The sequence below is a fragment of the Blautia sp. JLR.GB0024 genome (assembly GCF_037000545.1).
Lineage (GTDB): Bacteria > Bacillota > Clostridia > Lachnospirales > Lachnospiraceae > Blautia > Blautia celeris.
The window spans coordinates 24,970-39,833 of sequence record NZ_JBANBF010000003.1; the positions used below are offsets into that span (position 1 = coordinate 24,970).

At 48.3% G+C, this 14,864-nt stretch carries 18 protein-coding genes and 1 CRISPR repeat array (1 of these 19 running past the window's edge); of the genes, 4 read left to right on the forward strand and 14 right to left on the reverse strand.

Annotation, left to right across the window (positions count from 1 at the left end; translation table 11 throughout):
* Window positions 1-242: a CRISPR direct-repeat array (repeat unit 32 nt); it begins 382 nt to the left of the window's first position.
* Window positions 243-465: 223 nt separating this feature from the next.
* The 7 genes from V8Q34_RS08240 to V8Q34_RS08270 all read right to left on the reverse strand — a co-directional run bounded on the left by V8Q34_RS08240 (window position 466) and on the right by V8Q34_RS08270 (window position 5,271).
* Window positions 466-987, reverse strand: a complete 522-nt coding sequence (locus V8Q34_RS08240; RefSeq protein WP_335835216.1) for a hypothetical protein — start codon at window positions 985-987, stop codon at window positions 466-468.
* 25 nt (window positions 988-1,012) lie between these two features.
* Window positions 1,013-1,255 carry a hypothetical protein gene (locus tag V8Q34_RS08245; protein ID WP_335835217.1) on the reverse strand — a complete coding sequence of 81 codons (243 nt, stop codon included), beginning with the start codon at window positions 1,253-1,255 and terminating at the stop codon, window positions 1,013-1,015.
* 42 nt (window positions 1,256-1,297) lie between these two features.
* The gene (locus V8Q34_RS08250) at window positions 1,298-1,651 is read right to left on the reverse strand and encodes a GNAT family N-acetyltransferase (RefSeq protein ID WP_335835218.1); all 354 of its coding nucleotides are present in this window, start codon (window positions 1,649-1,651) and stop codon (window positions 1,298-1,300) included.
* Window positions 1,652-1,810: 159 nt separating this feature from the next.
* Window positions 1,811-2,209: an SRPBCC family protein gene (locus tag V8Q34_RS08255; RefSeq protein WP_227246978.1), complete on the reverse strand. Its 399-nt coding sequence runs from the start codon at window positions 2,207-2,209 to the stop codon at window positions 1,811-1,813.
* A 233-nt stretch (window positions 2,210-2,442) separates the two neighbouring features.
* Complete coding sequence (locus tag V8Q34_RS08260) at window positions 2,443-3,873, reverse strand: Na+/H+ antiporter NhaC family protein (protein WP_335835219.1); 1,431 nt, start codon at window positions 3,871-3,873, stop codon at window positions 2,443-2,445.
* Window positions 3,874-3,894: 21 nt separating this feature from the next.
* Window positions 3,895-4,860 (reverse strand): 1-aminocyclopropane-1-carboxylate deaminase/D-cysteine desulfhydrase, encoded by a 966-nt coding sequence (locus V8Q34_RS08265; RefSeq protein ID WP_335835220.1) that lies wholly within the window; start codon window positions 4,858-4,860, stop codon window positions 3,895-3,897.
* Between the two features lie 39 nt (window positions 4,861-4,899).
* Window positions 4,900-5,271 (reverse strand): RidA family protein, encoded by a 372-nt coding sequence (locus tag V8Q34_RS08270; RefSeq protein ID WP_033143909.1) that lies wholly within the window; start codon window positions 5,269-5,271, stop codon window positions 4,900-4,902.
* Between the two features lie 175 nt (window positions 5,272-5,446).
* Here V8Q34_RS08270 and V8Q34_RS08275 point away from each other — a divergent pair, with 175 nt between their 5' ends.
* The gene (locus V8Q34_RS08275; protein WP_033143908.1) at window positions 5,447-6,109 is read left to right on the forward strand and encodes a helix-turn-helix transcriptional regulator; all 663 of its coding nucleotides are present in this window, start codon (window positions 5,447-5,449) and stop codon (window positions 6,107-6,109) included.
* Between the two features lie 55 nt (window positions 6,110-6,164).
* Here the strand turns inward: V8Q34_RS08275 and V8Q34_RS08280 are convergent, their stop codons facing one another.
* From V8Q34_RS08280 to V8Q34_RS08300, 5 genes are read right to left on the reverse strand one after another with little or no spacing between them, the layout of a single operon-like run.
* On the reverse strand, window positions 6,165-7,064 hold the full coding sequence (locus V8Q34_RS08280; protein WP_033143907.1) for a DUF445 domain-containing protein: 900 nt from the start codon (window positions 7,062-7,064) through the stop codon (window positions 6,165-6,167).
* A gap of 11 nt (window positions 7,065-7,075) precedes the next feature.
* Window positions 7,076-8,356, reverse strand: a complete 1,281-nt coding sequence (locus V8Q34_RS08285; RefSeq protein WP_033143906.1) for an L-cysteine desulfidase family protein — start codon at window positions 8,354-8,356, stop codon at window positions 7,076-7,078.
* A gap of 4 nt (window positions 8,357-8,360) precedes the next feature.
* Window positions 8,361-8,900: a hypothetical protein gene (locus V8Q34_RS08290; RefSeq protein ID WP_148393582.1), complete on the reverse strand. Its 540-nt coding sequence runs from the start codon at window positions 8,898-8,900 to the stop codon at window positions 8,361-8,363.
* Entirely contained in the window at window positions 8,891-9,541 is a 651-nt protein-coding gene (locus V8Q34_RS08295) for a J domain-containing protein (protein WP_335835222.1), read from the reverse strand. The genes V8Q34_RS08290 and V8Q34_RS08295 overlap by 10 nt, the downstream gene beginning before the upstream one ends.
* The gene (locus tag V8Q34_RS08300) at window positions 9,522-10,391 is read right to left on the reverse strand and encodes a DUF5685 family protein (RefSeq protein WP_033141327.1); all 870 of its coding nucleotides are present in this window, start codon (window positions 10,389-10,391) and stop codon (window positions 9,522-9,524) included. The genes V8Q34_RS08295 and V8Q34_RS08300 overlap by 20 nt, the downstream gene beginning before the upstream one ends.
* A 231-nt stretch (window positions 10,392-10,622) precedes the next feature.
* Here V8Q34_RS08300 and V8Q34_RS08305 point away from each other — a divergent pair, with 231 nt between their 5' ends.
* The gene (locus V8Q34_RS08305; RefSeq protein WP_033141350.1) at window positions 10,623-11,288 is read left to right on the forward strand and encodes a GTP pyrophosphokinase; all 666 of its coding nucleotides are present in this window, start codon (window positions 10,623-10,625) and stop codon (window positions 11,286-11,288) included.
* 23 nt (window positions 11,289-11,311) lie between these two features.
* On the opposite strand, the gene V8Q34_RS08310 is transcribed toward V8Q34_RS08305, so the two are convergent.
* Window positions 11,312-11,935 carry a hypothetical protein gene (locus V8Q34_RS08310; RefSeq protein WP_033141328.1) on the reverse strand — a complete coding sequence of 208 codons (624 nt, stop codon included), beginning with the start codon at window positions 11,933-11,935 and terminating at the stop codon, window positions 11,312-11,314.
* A 175-nt stretch (window positions 11,936-12,110) separates the two neighbouring features.
* On the opposite strand from V8Q34_RS08310, the gene V8Q34_RS08315 reads away from it, so the two are divergent.
* Entirely contained in the window at window positions 12,111-13,448 is a 1,338-nt protein-coding gene (locus V8Q34_RS08315; RefSeq protein ID WP_103731568.1) for an MATE family efflux transporter, read from the forward strand.
* A gap of 30 nt (window positions 13,449-13,478) precedes the next feature.
* Window positions 13,479-14,255: an N-acetylmuramoyl-L-alanine amidase gene (locus V8Q34_RS08320; RefSeq protein WP_033141330.1), complete on the forward strand. Its 777-nt coding sequence runs from the start codon at window positions 13,479-13,481 to the stop codon at window positions 14,253-14,255.
* A gap of 77 nt (window positions 14,256-14,332) precedes the next feature.
* Here the strand turns inward: V8Q34_RS08320 and V8Q34_RS08325 are convergent, their stop codons facing one another.
* Complete coding sequence (locus tag V8Q34_RS08325; protein WP_033141331.1) at window positions 14,333-14,803, reverse strand: methylglyoxal synthase; 471 nt, start codon at window positions 14,801-14,803, stop codon at window positions 14,333-14,335.
* Window positions 14,804-14,864: the final 61 nt, after the last annotated feature.

Sequence of the window (14,864 nt, forward strand, 5' to 3'; positions counted from 1 at the left end):
CTGACAGTCCGCTATTTCAATCCACTCCAGCGCGAAGCCGGAGACTTCCACAGTTTACTTCTGATGGTAGTTATCAGGTATTTCAATCCACTCCAGCGCGAAGCCGGAGACTGTACATTTGCTGGTTTCTTTTCTATCTGCCTTATTTCAATCCACTCCAGCGCGAAGCCGGAGACGGGGCCCCGCCGAAGGCGGACGGAAGTCCTGCTGATTTCAATCCACTCCAGCGCGAAGCCGGAGACGGCAATTATTACCAATTTCCATCTATATTCTACACATTTCCTTATACAAATCAACTAATGTTTTATATTCTCCACCCCATTCCTCCACCAATCCCCCTATCAAAATGCGCTTTTTCCAGTGCGAATCCCCTAAGGAATTAATGTCCACTTACGTTTCGCACCACCAAAGCGCTATATCATTATAACACACTTAATCCAATTATTCCAGAAAAGCATCTTCGCCTCAAAAATATTTCTCATATTCCCCATCCGGGAATTTACCTTCCAGTCCCAGGACTCTGGGCCAAAGGCCTGTCTCTGCTGTTATAACGCCCATAATCATTCCCATATGCGTATGCAGATGCCTGTGCTGTGCCAGTATAAGTGTAAATCTCGTATACTTACATCCTTCCGGTTTCAAAAGCAGCATATCATCCTCCAGATTTTCCGTATAATTCTTAATTTTCTTCTCAATCTCCAGAAAATACGCCTCCAAAGTCTCACGAGAAAGCAGTTTATTCGTAACCACATCCAGATTATTCAAATCTTTATCATGAAACCACGGTTTTACATACCCCGGGTCATCTGGATTTATAAACCACAAATCCAGAGAGTGCAGCATATGGTACACATGTTTCCACAAAGGCATTCCGCAGTATTCCTTTTCCCACATCGCATCCGGAATGCAGGTAACTACATTTTCCACTTCCCACAATGCCCTGTTTGTCTGTTCTTTGATAATATCCGAATATTTTTCCTGAACCATTGCTGCCAATCCCCCTTCCGCTCATTTACCTGTCCATCATACCATTTTCCTGCAGCCATACCACAGACTCTCTGAGTGCCTGAACAGTCTTTGTCTCCAGCACACATCTGCAGTTTCTTTTGCCGGCAATCTCAAATTTCTCTTTCAGGTCAATTTCTCCTGTCCCCAAAGCCAGATGAATCTTATTTCCGGCCGCATCATGCATATGAAAATGTACCAATTTCTTCTCATGCTCCAAAATAAAGCTCTCATACTCTTTGGAATCCACATGGGAATGCCCTACATCCCAGGTCAGGAAAAATACCCTATTTTAGGTACAGCCTCCGCGCCAACTCATCATACCCCGAACTCCCATCCAGTATATTTTATATGTACTGATCCAACAAGGCTTCAATCCCGCCCGGAATGCTGTTGCCTGGGATGCTGCATTTGAGGAAGCGACGCAGTAAATAGGCAGAATATACCTCTCCAGAATATCATGCTTCAGATGATTCACCAGCACTGATGCCAGTCCACCCTTCCGATACCTTTCCTTTACATCCACGCCGATCTCCCAAACCCTTCCGGATTCTATGGAGGCCCCGGCAAGCCCTGCAATCTCTCCATGTATTTCCGCATAAAACACTATATATGTATTTGTTCTTCCCTTCTCATCAAACAACAAGGAATTGTCAAATCCCTCTGTTCCCTGAAGCTCCCCAAGATTCTCCCCTTCCAGCCCCCTGTAAGTGTACTCCGGCAGAAACTCTACTCTGCTGCTATGTTTTGCATCCGGTATGTAATAGATGGACTGCCCGTAAAGCAGGGGACACTTCTGTCACCTCTATACTCCCAGCTCTTTTTTCAAATCTTCCGCATACTTTTTCTGCTGCCTCTTCAGATACATCCCCGCTGCAAACTTCATAAACGGTTTCTTCAGCTCCACATCCTCAGTAAAATCTATCTCCGTGCCATTTCCGCTTTCACGGAGCAGGCCTGTCCAGTGGCCCTTCATGTTTTCATTCTCCATGTCAAATTCATACCGGCAAAACGGTACCTTTTTTGTGATCGTAAATGTAGTGGGAAACCCGCTCTTTGTGTACTCCACAAAGGTCTTCCCATCCCCCATCTCTTCTATCCTGTCCAAATCACTGCGCCAGCCGTAATTCTTATTATCCGTGATCACCTTCCAGACCTGTTCCGCGCTGGCGGACAGTTGGATCTTCATATTTGCTTTCGCCATAACTGCCTCCATTTTTCCTTTTCTACCAGTCTACCCTGTACCCTCTTTCTTGTCAAACCGAAAACCCTTTCCTGCATCAAACAAAAAGAAGAAAGAGTCCGGTTTGCGGACTCCCGCTCCTGAGCGCAGCCGCCTGCGGCTAAAAAGTTCACGGATTTTTCTAAGTATAACAAAAGAAAAAGCGCCTGCCCCCCATCTTCGGGAAGGCAGACGCCGCATTATTTCATGCAATATCACATTACCAAGCCGCATACCACATACAGCACCGTAGCAATCGCCGCCGTCACCAGTGCGTAGGGAAGCTGTGTCTTCACATGCGAGAACAAGTCCGTGCCCACCGACATGGAGGACAGAATGGTGGTATCTGATATAGGAGAACAGTGGTCCCCGAAAATACCTCCTGAAACAACCGCTCCGATTGCCAGCAGAATATTGGAATCCATGGCAACCGCCATTGGAATGGCAATAGGCATCATGATGGAGAACGTTCCCCAGCTTGTACCTGTACTGAATGCCATAACTGCACCCAACAGGAAAATGATAGCAGGTCCGAAGGCTCCGCTGACTTTTCCTCCGATCAGGCTGGCAAGGAAGGTACCGGTACCCAGTGTCTTGATCACACCGCCGATGGCAAATGCCAGAACCAGCAGGACGACAAGTGTGAGCATATTGCTGACACCTTTCAGCACATAATCCCCAAACTGTTTTCCGGTCATGATCTTCTGTCTTGTGTAGAGCACACCCATAACAAGCAGTGTAATGGTAACTGCATAGAGGATGGATGTGGTTCCGTCACCCTCTGTGATATTTCCTTTTCCTGTGACCAGCAGGCCGATGAAGGTACCGCCAATCAGCACGATAAGCGGAAGCATCATGTTCCACTTGTTCTCCTTGCCCGGCTCTACCAGCTCATCAAATCCTTCACTGTCGTTTAACAGAGGAACCACTCCGTCATCGTACAGCTTGCCTGTCTTCTGCACACGCTCCTCAGCTTTCTTCATAGGGCCCCAGTCTTTTCCGCTCAGTATGTAGAACAATACCATAACGAGAGACACGATACTGTAGAACTGGAACGGAAGACTCCGGATCAGAAGATTCATAGGATCTCCGGCGATAACGCCGGCAGTGATCTCCGCCCCGATAAGTCCCATGAGCATGGCACCCCAGGAGTTCAGCGGAATAATGGCATTGATGGGCGCTGACGTGGAGTCACAGATATAAGCCAGCTTTTCTCTGGAAACTTTATATTTGTCGATCAGCGGTCTTGTCACAACGCCGGTGAACATGATACTTAAAAGGCCGTCAATGAAAATAATGACACCGATAATATAGGCGATCATCATAGCCATCTTTTTACTTCTCACTTTATTCCCCTGCTCAGTCAGATACGTCACAAAGCCATTGACGCCGCCTGACACACGCACCAGTATTACAAATGCGCCCATCAGCGTGGTAAACAAAAACGTTTTCAGATTTCCGGTATCTGCACATACATTTAGAATCTGGTTCACCAGCTCATTTACAGCGGTGATGGGATTCCATCCGCACAGAATCAGTTCTCCGGAAAAAATACCGATCAAAAGAGCAAGCGCCACCTTACGAAACGCAATGGCAAATGCAATGGCAATGATCGGCGGAATTAATGTCAAAAATCCATAATCCATAGTATTCCCTCCTCTTTTGTGTCAATACTGGGCAAACAAAGAGCCAAACCCTCCTGTATGCAGGTAACAGACAGGCCCCTTTGCTTTCCCCTTTTCCAACCAGTCCCTCATGCCGACCAGAACTTTACTGTTGTAGATATTTTCAATGAAAATACCCTCTGCCCTGGCAAATTCAAAAATCTCCCGGGCACTTTCGCTGGTATTTACGCCCCAGCCCCGGCCCCGGAAACCGTCCTCAATACTGCAGAGTTCTTCCACGGACTTCCCTGCAGGGATTCCGGTTATAGCCTCCACTTCCCGCACAGTGTCCGCAATGTGTTTCTTCAGGTTTTCCCTGTCGTCCTCCACACTCACGATCACGATCCGGAAGGGATTTCCCATAACTGCATTTCCATACACCAGCCCTGCTGCCACACCGCCGTTGCCACCCGGTGCGAAGATTGTCATGCCGGTGATTCCCTGTGCCTCGCACTGTTTCATAAGCTCCGGTACGGCTGCCGTATAGCCCAGAGCGCCTCTTCCCGTGGTAGCCCCGTTTCTCACTACATAGGGATTTCTCCCCTCTCTGCGGTATTTTTCAAAAAGCTCCTCCACAAAGGCATTGCGTGCGTCAGAATCCACGTCCCCGAGAAAATGGGATTTCACCCCGAGAATCTGATTCAGCAGCAGATTTCCTTGCTTCTTCTCCGGCTCGGTGCCATTGTGGACCAGTTCACAGTCCAGTCCCACTTTCGCGCAGGCTGCAGCTGTCAGGGTACACAGGTTTGACTGGGCAGGTCCTGCAGCCAGAATCACTTTACTGCCCTCTTTTACTGCCTCTCCCAGTATGTATTCCAGGCTTCTGATCTTGTTGCCGCCGGGGCCTATGCCTGTCATATCATCACGTTTGATATAGATTTTTGGACAGCCCCACTGCTCTTCCAGCCTGTGCAGACGGTGAAGCGGCGTGGGAGCGGGCATCAGCGGTACGCGTTCTGTCTTCTCCAAAAAAGTCTCCAGCAAATGCATGCTTCCATTCCCCCCTTTCTAACGCTCGGCGATCACCTCGACTTCACAGAGCACACCCTTTGGCAGCGTCTTAACCGCAACACAGGAGCGCGCCGGATTGGTGGTAAAGTATTTTGCGTAAACTTCATTAAATGCCGCAAAATCCTTCATGTCCGCAAGAAAACAGGTCGTCTTGATCACTTTTTCAAAACTGCTTCCGCCTGCTGCAAGCACGGCACCTACATTTTCAATAGACTGCTTTGCCTGAGCGGTGATCTCCGCCTCCACTACCTGGCCGGTAGCCGGGTCAATAGGTATCTGACCTGAAGTGAACAAAAGTTCATTTGTCTTCATTCCCTGTGAGTATGGGCCGATTGCGGCCGGTGCTTTTTCTGTACTGATGATTTCCATAATTTCAGTCCCCCCATTTCTCTGTCGTTTTATCATATTAAAGAGTATATCACTAAACTATTTTTTAGTCAATAGTTATTTTTTCATTCTTTCATCATTTTGACTGAAATATTTTTCAGTCCAGGTTGCGTTTCCCCCGTAAAAAAGTTATAATGGGTAAAAGGAGGATTTTACCATGAATTACCTTACCCTGACAGAAACAGACAAAGCTATTTTGGAATCATATAAGACAGTCCTGGACGGACTTGCAGAATATTTAGGCGATGGATATGAACTGATTCTTCACAGTCTGGAGAATCTGGAGCACTCCGTCATCAAGATCATCAACGGCCACTATACCGGACGCGTGGAGGGCGCCCCCATCACGGACCTTGCTTTAAAAATGCTGGATAATATCCGACAGAAAAAGGAGCCCGCGGCCCTGTGTTATTTTAATAAGAAAAACGGAAACACATTAAAATCCGCTACCATCCCTATCCTGGGGGAAAAGAAGCGCATCATCGGCCTTCTCTGCATCAATTTTCACACAGAGGTGTCCTTCGCCAGCATCCTGGCAAGCTTCACCCCTGCAAACAGCATTGTCCCCGGTGTGACAGAGACCTTCAGCGACAATGTGGACGACCTGATCACCTCTGCACTGGACGAGGCCAAAAACAAAGTATACGCCAATCCTCTGATCTCCACCACCAATAAAAATAAGGAGATCATTCATCTCCTGTACGAAAAAGGTATCTTTAATATGAAGGACGCAGTCATTAAGGCGGCGGAAAGCCTTGGCATCTCTAAAAACACCGTCTACCTTCATCTGCGGAATCTGGAAAAAGAAAACAGCAATTAAAAAGCGCCGGACAGAAATAATCTCTGTCCGGCACACTATTCTCAGGCTGCCATCCCTACAGCAGCAGATTCAGCAGCCCAATGACAAACCCGATCAATGCTCCCAGATTGATGACAGCATTCAGCTCTTTCTTCATAATAGACATGAGGATGTTCTCCACTTCCAGCACATCCATACCGTTTACCTTCTCCTCTACTACTTTGGCGATCTGGAACTGTTCCGCCAGTTCTCCTGCTTTGTCACCTACAAATTTTACATAGATGCTCTCCACCAGGCCACGGATTCTCTCCTCGCCCAGAGGGATGGATTCCACAATCTCACTGACTTTACGGCTTTCCACAGCCGCGATCTCTCCTACCACAACCGGATGGATCTTGTCATGGCCGTTCTCACGGATGTAATCCCCCACCTTTCTGCCGATGGGTTCTGCAATGGAGTTGATCAGATCATCTGTAAGGAACATGGACACCATGGAGCCCTGGAATTTCTGCTTCACTTCTTTGGCACCCTCCTCCGCAATGATGGAGCCCACATCCAGCTTATTAAGCCCCTCTGTGATGCGTTCTGTGATAAAATTTTCCAGCTTCTCCCGCATGGCCTCATAGTCGTCCTGCTCCACATAGTGCTGCAGGAACCCCTCTACTGTGTCATCGCTTTTCTGCACCTTCTGGATACCCTCGCTGATACGGCCCACAATGGTATTCTTTACACCATCGGACAGCAGCATGTCCTCCAGATCCTGCTTTGTGATCAGATGGTCGCCCACCGCGCTTCCCAGAGCCTTTGCCAGCCTGCTTTTTCCTCTCGGAATGATGCCCGGCGTAAAGGGCAGGGTCCAGTTTCCGATCTTCACCGGATACAGGGGACGAAACAACATTTTCACTGCAATATAGTTTGTACAGTAGCCGATGACCGCCCCGATGAGCGGCCCGGCAAGTAAACGTAAAAAGTTCATTTGTATCCCTTCTATTCGTTATGTTCTATCATAATTTTCAGTATCTCTTTGTCTGTCTGCTTCATGCCTTCCTTGCCTATGTATCCCACACAACTGATGGTCTCAGGCGTATCCTCCTGCAGAATACCCGTATAGGGGGCATAGACTTTGTTCTTCATTGCCAGGTTATGTGCCATAATGGCTGCATCCAGGCTGGTGGCGATCTTAGCTGCGCAGGAGATTTTCGCTCCGTCGCAGATAATCCCCGGTATATTTGCCAGCGTGTTCTCCACGGTCATTTTGATCTGGTCCAGGGTCCCGCCCACCATATAGGTGAGAGCCGCACCACTGGCACAGGAGGCGGAGACCGCGCCGCAGAAGGCGGACAGCTTGCCGATATATGTCTTCTGGTATATGGTCAGAAGGTTGGAAAATACTAAGGAACGGTAAAGTGTCTCCTGGTCCACCTGCTTGATCCTGGCATAGACCACCACAGGAACAGAGGAGGCGATTCCCTGGTTGCCGGAGCCGGAATTGATGATGACCGGAAGATCGCATCCTCCCATTCTGGCCTCAGAGCCTGCCGCGGCATATGCCTTCATTTGATTTAAGGTAGTGTCAGGATAAGACTCCACCAAAAGCTTTCCAAGACCCAGGCCGTATCCGCCTTTCATTCCCTCATTGGCGATCGCCATATTGCAGGTGATCTGTCTTTCTATCAAATGCTGCACTTTGGAAAGCTCCACCGTGTCGGCAAATTCTTTGATGTTTTCCATATTCAGGATGACTTTTCTCTCGTCTGTGTCATCGTGCTCAACTAAAGCGGCACCCTCGAGCAGCTCTTTCCCGTCTTTCCGAATGCTGGTGATGTTGGTATGTCCGTCACGGATTTCCACCACGGCGCTGTGTTCTTCGGTGTAAAGCTCCAGAATAATATGGAGTACACTGGAACTGTCCAGGAATTCCACCTTACAGACACCTTTTTTCAGCATATCCTTTGCCTTCTCAATATCCTCGTCCGCAACATCCTCCAGGACTTCCATCTGTTTCTGTGCATTACCTCCCGCAATACCCAGAAGCACGCCGGCCTCAATACCTACCAGCCCCTTTGAATTCGGTATGGTGACACAACGTACATTTTTGATGATATTGCCGCTGCACTTTGCAATAACTTTTTCGGGCATTTGGCCCAGAACTTCTCTTGCCCTGGCGCCGCCGTAGGCAAGCGCGATGGGCTCTGTACACCCCATGGCCGGAACCAGCTCGGATTCCAGGATTTTAATATAATCTTCTATTATTTCATTTGTCAGCATTTTTTTAACCTCTCCCAAATAATTTTCCGCGTAAATTCCCCCACATGCGGATCAAAAAGTAATCATATGCCTTGTCAAACAGATACAGGGCAATCTGGCCTCCCAGTACAAAGACAAGCATCAGCTTTCCAGAAACCTCACCTGCAAAGAGAAGCTTCGGAAACAGAAAAAGCGCAGGCAGGTACATGATATTGAAGATCACAACCTTTCCTGCCGCAAAAACCAGCTTAGGATTTTTCATATTCTGGTGTTTTCCCAGAAAACGCCACAGGCCCTCTATCAAAAGCACATAGACCCCCATCATGGCAAAGGTAATACAGTAGAGCTTCTGAGGCGCCAGAAGAAATCCCAGAAGCAGGGTTCCCCCGAAAAAGATGATTCCTGTCTTCAGCTCATATTCTCTCACAATGATACCCACACAGAAGGCGGCTGCCGCCAGAAAAAACAAAGTATTAAAGTCCAGAATACCGCTGAGTACGATCATAACCACTGACAAAGCCATCAGAAGGCCGGATACGGCCATTTTCTTTCCATTTACAGGCATGGACAAAGATCTCCTCCCATACACTCACACAAACTGTCGGCGCACCACAGATCACAGCAGAAATTTCCTGTACCACAGGAGGAACCGCTGTTGTTGGCGTAAGGACTGCCGCCGCCCTGGTAGCGCTGGCTGTTCCACTGCAGACGGTTCACCAGGTTGGAATACTCCGGATTGCCCGGTTCCATGCTGGATGCCTGCCTTGCCAGATTCAGGGCATTTACATTGTTACCCATTCCCATATTGGCTACTGCACTGAGATAATACCACTGTGCACTTCTGTTCTGTATACGGGACAGCACATTAAGCGCCTGCTGGTACTGGCGGGCGTTCAGGTAATTGGCTGCTGCCTGAAGCTGTACATTGTCCTCGGAGGACGCGTAATTCTGCTGGCCGTAACCTGAACTGTAGCTGTTCCCTGCATTGCTGCCGTAGCCGCTCTGGTAGCCGCCGTCCCTCTCGCGCATGATCTGGTCGTAGGCCTCCTGTACTTCCTTGAATTTTTCCTCTGCCAGACCTGCCAGCGGATTGTCCACATAAGAATCGGGATGGTATTTTCTGCTCAGGTCCCTGTATGCTCTCTTGATTTCGTCATTGCTGGCGTTTTGTGATACGCCCAGCACTTCATAAGGATTGTTGATCATGGTTCTCTTTTATCTCCTGTCTTTCTTTTTTTAATTTATTATATTTTGACCATACTCCTGAATAGATGATATTCCGAAGCAGTTCAGACTCCTTAATACAGGGAAGCTTCTCAAAGGCACCGCTGGCCTCAGCCATCATCATGAGAAGAATATTGTATACTTCCTTCTCGTAGCCTTCCCTGTCCTCCCGATAAGATTCATAGAGGGGTTTCAGCGGATTGTAGCTGCCCTTCTCCATATCCTTTTCCAGGTCATCATAGGCATCCATAATATAAATGAATTTTCCCAGATAAAAACCGAATTTTCTCAAATACTCTTCCCAGACATCCTCCCGAATCACAAAGATCTCAGCCATCAGTTCCCCGAAACAGCCAGCCACCAGATCCAGGTCTGTCTCCTGCTTCTTCTCATACTCCGAGAGCTTACGAAGCTTCATCCTAATCGCCCTGCTCTGTCTTGGGTACTCCTGACTGATTTTTCTGGCCTGTTTCTTAAACAAATGAATGCCTGTCAGTCCTTTCATGCTCTTGTCATCCTGCCAGTCATCGGCAAAATGATAAAAAGAGAGCAGAATATTCATCCCGGCACCATACTGTGTGATCTCATTTTGGAGCATGGGAATTTTCTTCACAGGGTGCACCGGGCACCTGGAGCTGATTTCCCTGGTCTCGCTCTCATAAAGAGAAGTAAGGAGTACCACCAGAAATGTCATATCATAGGTGAGTGTCATTCTCCCCCGAAATCCGTATTCCTCATTCAAAGTCCGGCAAAGACCGCAGTAATATGCCTTGTACTGATAAAATTCTTTTACTTTCAGCTCCGGTTTATCCACCGTCACATATCCAAACATATGATTTAGCTGCCTTTCTCCTGCCGTTACTATTCACAGCCCTGCTAAAAGCACAGTTCTGTGAACAGCAACATCTTGCCTGCTGCAGGTTCTTACTTCTTGACATAGTCTATATTATTATACTATAAGTTTCTGCAAAATACCATCCCCACATTGACGTAACCTTATTTTTCCGATATACTGAAAAAAAACATGAAAGAAGGCATATTTTTGCAGAAAAAAACAGAGGATATGAACATAGCTCCACAGGACTTTGACGTGCGCTTTCCTGAGCGCTTTATAAAAAATACAGATTACTACAACTCTCTCATGATGATGTACCGCTGTGCCATACGGGAGATTCAGACCAAACTGGAAGTGCTGGATGACGAATTCTCCGTAAAATACAACCGAAATCCCATCTCCTCCATCAAGACCAGGATCAAAAAGCCCATGAGCATCTACAGCAAGCTGCAGAAACTGGGTTACGAATTTACGGAGACCAATATCCGGGAACAGTTAAACGATGTGGCCGGAATCCGCGTTATCTGCTCCTTTATAGACGATATCTACACAGTTGCCAATCTTCTGGCGGAACAGGACGATATCAAAATCCTCCGCATCAAGGATTACATCCTGAATCCCAAGTCCAACGGCTACAGAAGCTATCACATGATCGTGGAGATTCCCGTTTTCTTCGCTGAGGGAAAGACACCCATGCGGGCTGAGGTGCAGATCCGAACCATAGGTATGGATTTCTGGGCAAGCCTGGAACACCAGCTCCGCTACAAAAAAGAACTGGGAAGCAACAAAGACCACGAACTCATCAGTATGGAGCTTCTGGAATGCGCCCACACCATCACGGCTGTGGACAACCAGATGCAGAATATTAAAAAGATGATTGGGGAACTGAACTGACAGGTTCCTCAATCATCTCTTTCTTATTTTTGGCCGGAGACAAACTGATCAAGGAGTGTCTCGCAGGCATCATAATAGGTTGTCATCTCTTCGTCCTTCTCCATCTTAGTCCCTTCCAGGCTGCGCATGGCGACATACAGATCCTTGACAGAGGCAGGCCTGCCAATCTCTTCATAGGCGGCACAGTCTTCCACCTTGGCAAAGTCCTCCAGTTTTTCCGGGAAAACACCGGCGTCCTTGAACTTTTCAAAATTCTGCTGGCTGATAAAGAATATCATGCTGGTTCCTTCCTGCATATCCACTGTCATTTTCGTCTGGCCTGCCGCCAGCATCTGGGGATCATATCCCTGGGCATCATCCGGAGGGAGCACATAGTTCTGGATCTGTACGTGGACTTCCCCGTCTCCGTTCAAATCCTCTGCATTGGCTTCAAAATACCCCTGCAGCGCCTGGCTGTCCTCATCCGCGATCATGTAGTCCGTGACAAAGGCAATATTGTAATCATAATCCACTTTCCCAAGCATATCCTTGATAAACACAATGACCATAAAGAGCAGAAATGCTCCGATCAGTACGTGGAACTTATAATAGTACCAGAAATTGTCAACTTTTTTTCTTGTTTCGTCTTTCATCTGTGGTTTCTTCATTGATTCACTCATCCGTCCTTTTTTTATGCTGATTTAGATTTTATCACTTCTAAATTGAGAAAGGAAGAGGTTTTTCGAGACTTTATGGAGATTTTAGAATTGTTATTGCTATTTTCACAACTTGTGATATTATGGTAAAGGATTTTTAGAAATACGATCACTGGAGATTAAAAATATGAAGAATCTGACTCAGGGGAACCCAACCAAGCTTATGCTCTCCTTTGCCCTGCCTGTGTGCCTGGGCAATCTGTTCCAGCTTTTTTACAGTCTGGCTGACACCAGAATCGTGGGAAGCACACTGGGGGAATCCTCCCTGGCCGCTGTCGGTGCCACAACAGCCATCAGCACACTGCTCATCGGCTTTCTGCAGGGCCTGACCAACGGCTTTTCCATCATTGTCTCCCAGAGCTTCGGGGCTGACAAGAAAGAGCGGCTGAGAAAAGCGGCTGCGGGAACCTTTCTACTGGGATTTCTGACCACAGTGGTACTGACTGTGGTGTCCCTTTTGGGGCTCAATGGCTTCTTGTCCCTGCTGCAGGTCCCGGACCAGCTCCTCTCAGAGGCATCCGGGTACATAAAAATCATTTTGATGGGTATGCTCATCACCATGCTCTACAACGCCCTGGCCGGGATCATGCGGGCAGTGGGGGATACCGTAGCGCCGCTTCTGTTCCTGGTCTGTGCTGCCCTTCTGAATGTGGGGCTTGACCTTTTATTTATCCTGCAGTTTCATATGGGAGTGAGAGGCGCTGCCCTGGCAACGGTCCTGGCCCAGAGCGTATCCGTTGTGCTGAGTTTTGTGTACATGTGGAGGCGCTATCCCATTTTCCGGCTGAAGCCCGGGGACTTCAGGCTGAGCCGAACCATGGTTAAAGTCCTTTACTCCTCCGGCATGTCCATGGCTCTTATGATGTCCCTGGTATTTTTCGGTACCCTGGCTCTTCAGTGTGCCATCAACACCTTCGGCACGGAGATCATTGTGGCCCATACCGCTGCCAGAAAAATCTGCGAGTTTTATTTCCTGCCCATCTCCGTCATGGGCGTGACCATGGCTACCTTCTGCGGACAGAACTTCGGCGCCGGAAAGTTTGACCGGGTGAAGATCGGTATCCGGCAGGCACTGTTCATCACATGGGGATGGACCTTTATTATCATCCTCTTAAGCTACACAGCCGCCCCCTTCCTGATCCATCTGGTCACAGGAAGCAGCAGTCCGGCGGTCATAGAGAACGCATCCAAATATCTGCGTATAAATTCTCTGCTGTACTTTGTAGCCTGCGGGATCAATATCTTAAGAAACGCCCTGCAGGCCATCGGGGACCATATCACCCCTGTCATATCCAGCTTCATTGAGCTTGCAGGCAAGGTGCTCATTGCCCTGTTTCTGACCCCCATTCTGCAGTATATGGGGATCATCATTGCAGAGCCAATCATCTGGTGCCTGATGATCCTGCCCCTGATTTTCAAATTCCGCCGTCTGTGCAGGGCACAAAATCAGAGGCAGCGCATATAATAATCATAAAGCGATTCAAGGAGTCACCATTTGGCATATAAAGTTGTAATAGACGCCGGGCATGGGGGAACGGATCCCGGCGCTGTCTATAAGGGCAGACAGGAGAAAGATGACAATCTCCGCCTGGCCCTGGCAGTAGGCCGGATTCTCTCCCAGAACGGGGTGGATGTGGTGTACACCCGCACCACCGATGTATATCAGACACCATTTGAGAAAGCCCGCATCGCAAATCAGACCGGGGCAGACTGGTTCATTTCCTTCCACCGGAACTCCAGTCCTCAGCCCAACCAGTATTCCGGCGTGGAATCCCTGGTCTATGACCTGTCGGGACGAAAGGTTGACATGGCGGAAAATATCAATGGAGCCTTGGGGGAACTTGGCTTTAAGAACCTGGGCGTAAGGGCAAGGCCCGGTCTGGTAGTCCTTCGCCGCACACAGATGCCCGCGGTACTGGTTGAAGTTGGCTTTATCAACAACGACGCGGACAACGCTTTGTTTGACGAGAAATTTGATGAGATCGCCCAGAGCATCGCCTACGCGATCCTGGGAACACTGGAGGAGGAAGAGGTGGAGAAGCCGCCTGCAGGGGAGCCCGTGCTTTACCGGGTACAGGTGGGCATGTTCCGGGAAAAACAATACGCCGATAACCTGCTCTATGAACTGCAGGACCAGGGATTTCCGGCATACATTTTAAGTGAGGACGGCTTTTATAAAGTGCAGGTTGGCGCTTATCAGTATCTGGCAAATGCCGTCAGGATGGAGCAGACCCTGCGGCGGGCAGGATACAGCACCTGGATCACTACCTGAGATAACAAAGAAAAAGATGTCTTCTGCTTTACGGCAGGAAGACATCTTTTCTGTTTTTATAGAGTGAACACGTATCCCTACATGGAATCCGCACGTCTCTCCACATTCTTTTTAAAGTTGATCACTTCATGGTCATATTCTGCGTCCATAAACTGGGAATGTATCATGAAATCCGCTGTAGCCTTGTTGATAGCCATGGGAATATCATATACCTGTGCGATACGCATAAGGGCTTTCACATCCGGATCATGGGGCTGCGCCGTCAGAGGGTCTGAGAAAAACACCACAAAATCAATAACACCTTCCACGATTTTGGCGCCGATCTGCTGGTCACCGCCCAGAGGGCCGCTGTTGTATCCCTTGATACGAAGCCCTGCTTTGTCCGCGATCAGTCTGGCTGTGGTGCCGGTTCCGTAAAGGCTGTGGTTTTTCAGTATATCATAATTCTCTTTGCACCATTCGATGAGTTTCGGTTTTTCATTATCATGGGCGATCAGCGCAATATGTTTTTTCTTACCTATTGTAAAGGTTACAAATTCATTGTCCATGTATCTTAACTCCTTTCAGCTCACTGTTTTTTTATCATAACATATTTTACTTGTCCTCACA

What these genes read in the sequence shown, in the direction of transcription:
- V8Q34_RS08275 (WP_033143908.1), top strand. Translation starts at nt 5,447, where the DNA reads ATGAATTACCTTACCCTGACAGAAACAGACAAAGCTATTTTGGAATCA.
- V8Q34_RS08240 (WP_335835216.1), bottom strand. Translation starts at nt 987, where the DNA reads ATGGTTCAGGAAAAATATTCGGATATTATCAAAGAACAGACAAACAGG.
- V8Q34_RS08295 (WP_335835222.1), bottom strand. Translation starts at nt 9,541, where the DNA reads ATGATCAACAATCCTTATGAAGTGCTGGGCGTATCACAAAACGCCAGC.
- V8Q34_RS08270 (WP_033143909.1), bottom strand. Translation starts at nt 5,271, where the DNA reads ATGGAAATCATCAGTACAGAAAAAGCACCGGCCGCAATCGGCCCATAC.
- V8Q34_RS08285 (WP_033143906.1), bottom strand. Translation starts at nt 8,356, where the DNA reads ATGCTGACAAATGAAATAATAGAAGATTATATTAAAATCCTGGAATCC.
- V8Q34_RS08325 (WP_033141331.1), bottom strand. Translation starts at nt 14,803, where the DNA reads ATGGACAATGAATTTGTAACCTTTACAATAGGTAAGAAAAAACATATT.
- V8Q34_RS08305 (WP_033141350.1), top strand. Translation starts at nt 10,623, where the DNA reads ATGAACATAGCTCCACAGGACTTTGACGTGCGCTTTCCTGAGCGCTTT.
- V8Q34_RS08255 (WP_227246978.1), bottom strand. Translation starts at nt 2,209, where the DNA reads ATGGCGAAAGCAAATATGAAGATCCAACTGTCCGCCAGCGCGGAACAG.
- V8Q34_RS08290 (WP_148393582.1), bottom strand. Translation starts at nt 8,900, where the DNA reads ATGCCTGTAAATGGAAAGAAAATGGCCGTATCCGGCCTTCTGATGGCT.
- V8Q34_RS08260 (WP_335835219.1), bottom strand. Translation starts at nt 3,873, where the DNA reads ATGGATTATGGATTTTTGACATTAATTCCGCCGATCATTGCCATTGCA.
- V8Q34_RS08300 (WP_033141327.1), bottom strand. Translation starts at nt 10,391, where the DNA reads ATGTTTGGATATGTGACGGTGGATAAACCGGAGCTGAAAGTAAAAGAA.
- V8Q34_RS08315 (WP_103731568.1), top strand. Translation starts at nt 12,111, where the DNA reads ATGAAGAATCTGACTCAGGGGAACCCAACCAAGCTTATGCTCTCCTTT.
- V8Q34_RS08310 (WP_033141328.1), bottom strand. Translation starts at nt 11,935, where the DNA reads ATGAAGAAACCACAGATGAAAGACGAAACAAGAAAAAAAGTTGACAAT.
- V8Q34_RS08280 (WP_033143907.1), bottom strand. Translation starts at nt 7,064, where the DNA reads ATGAACTTTTTACGTTTACTTGCCGGGCCGCTCATCGGGGCGGTCATC.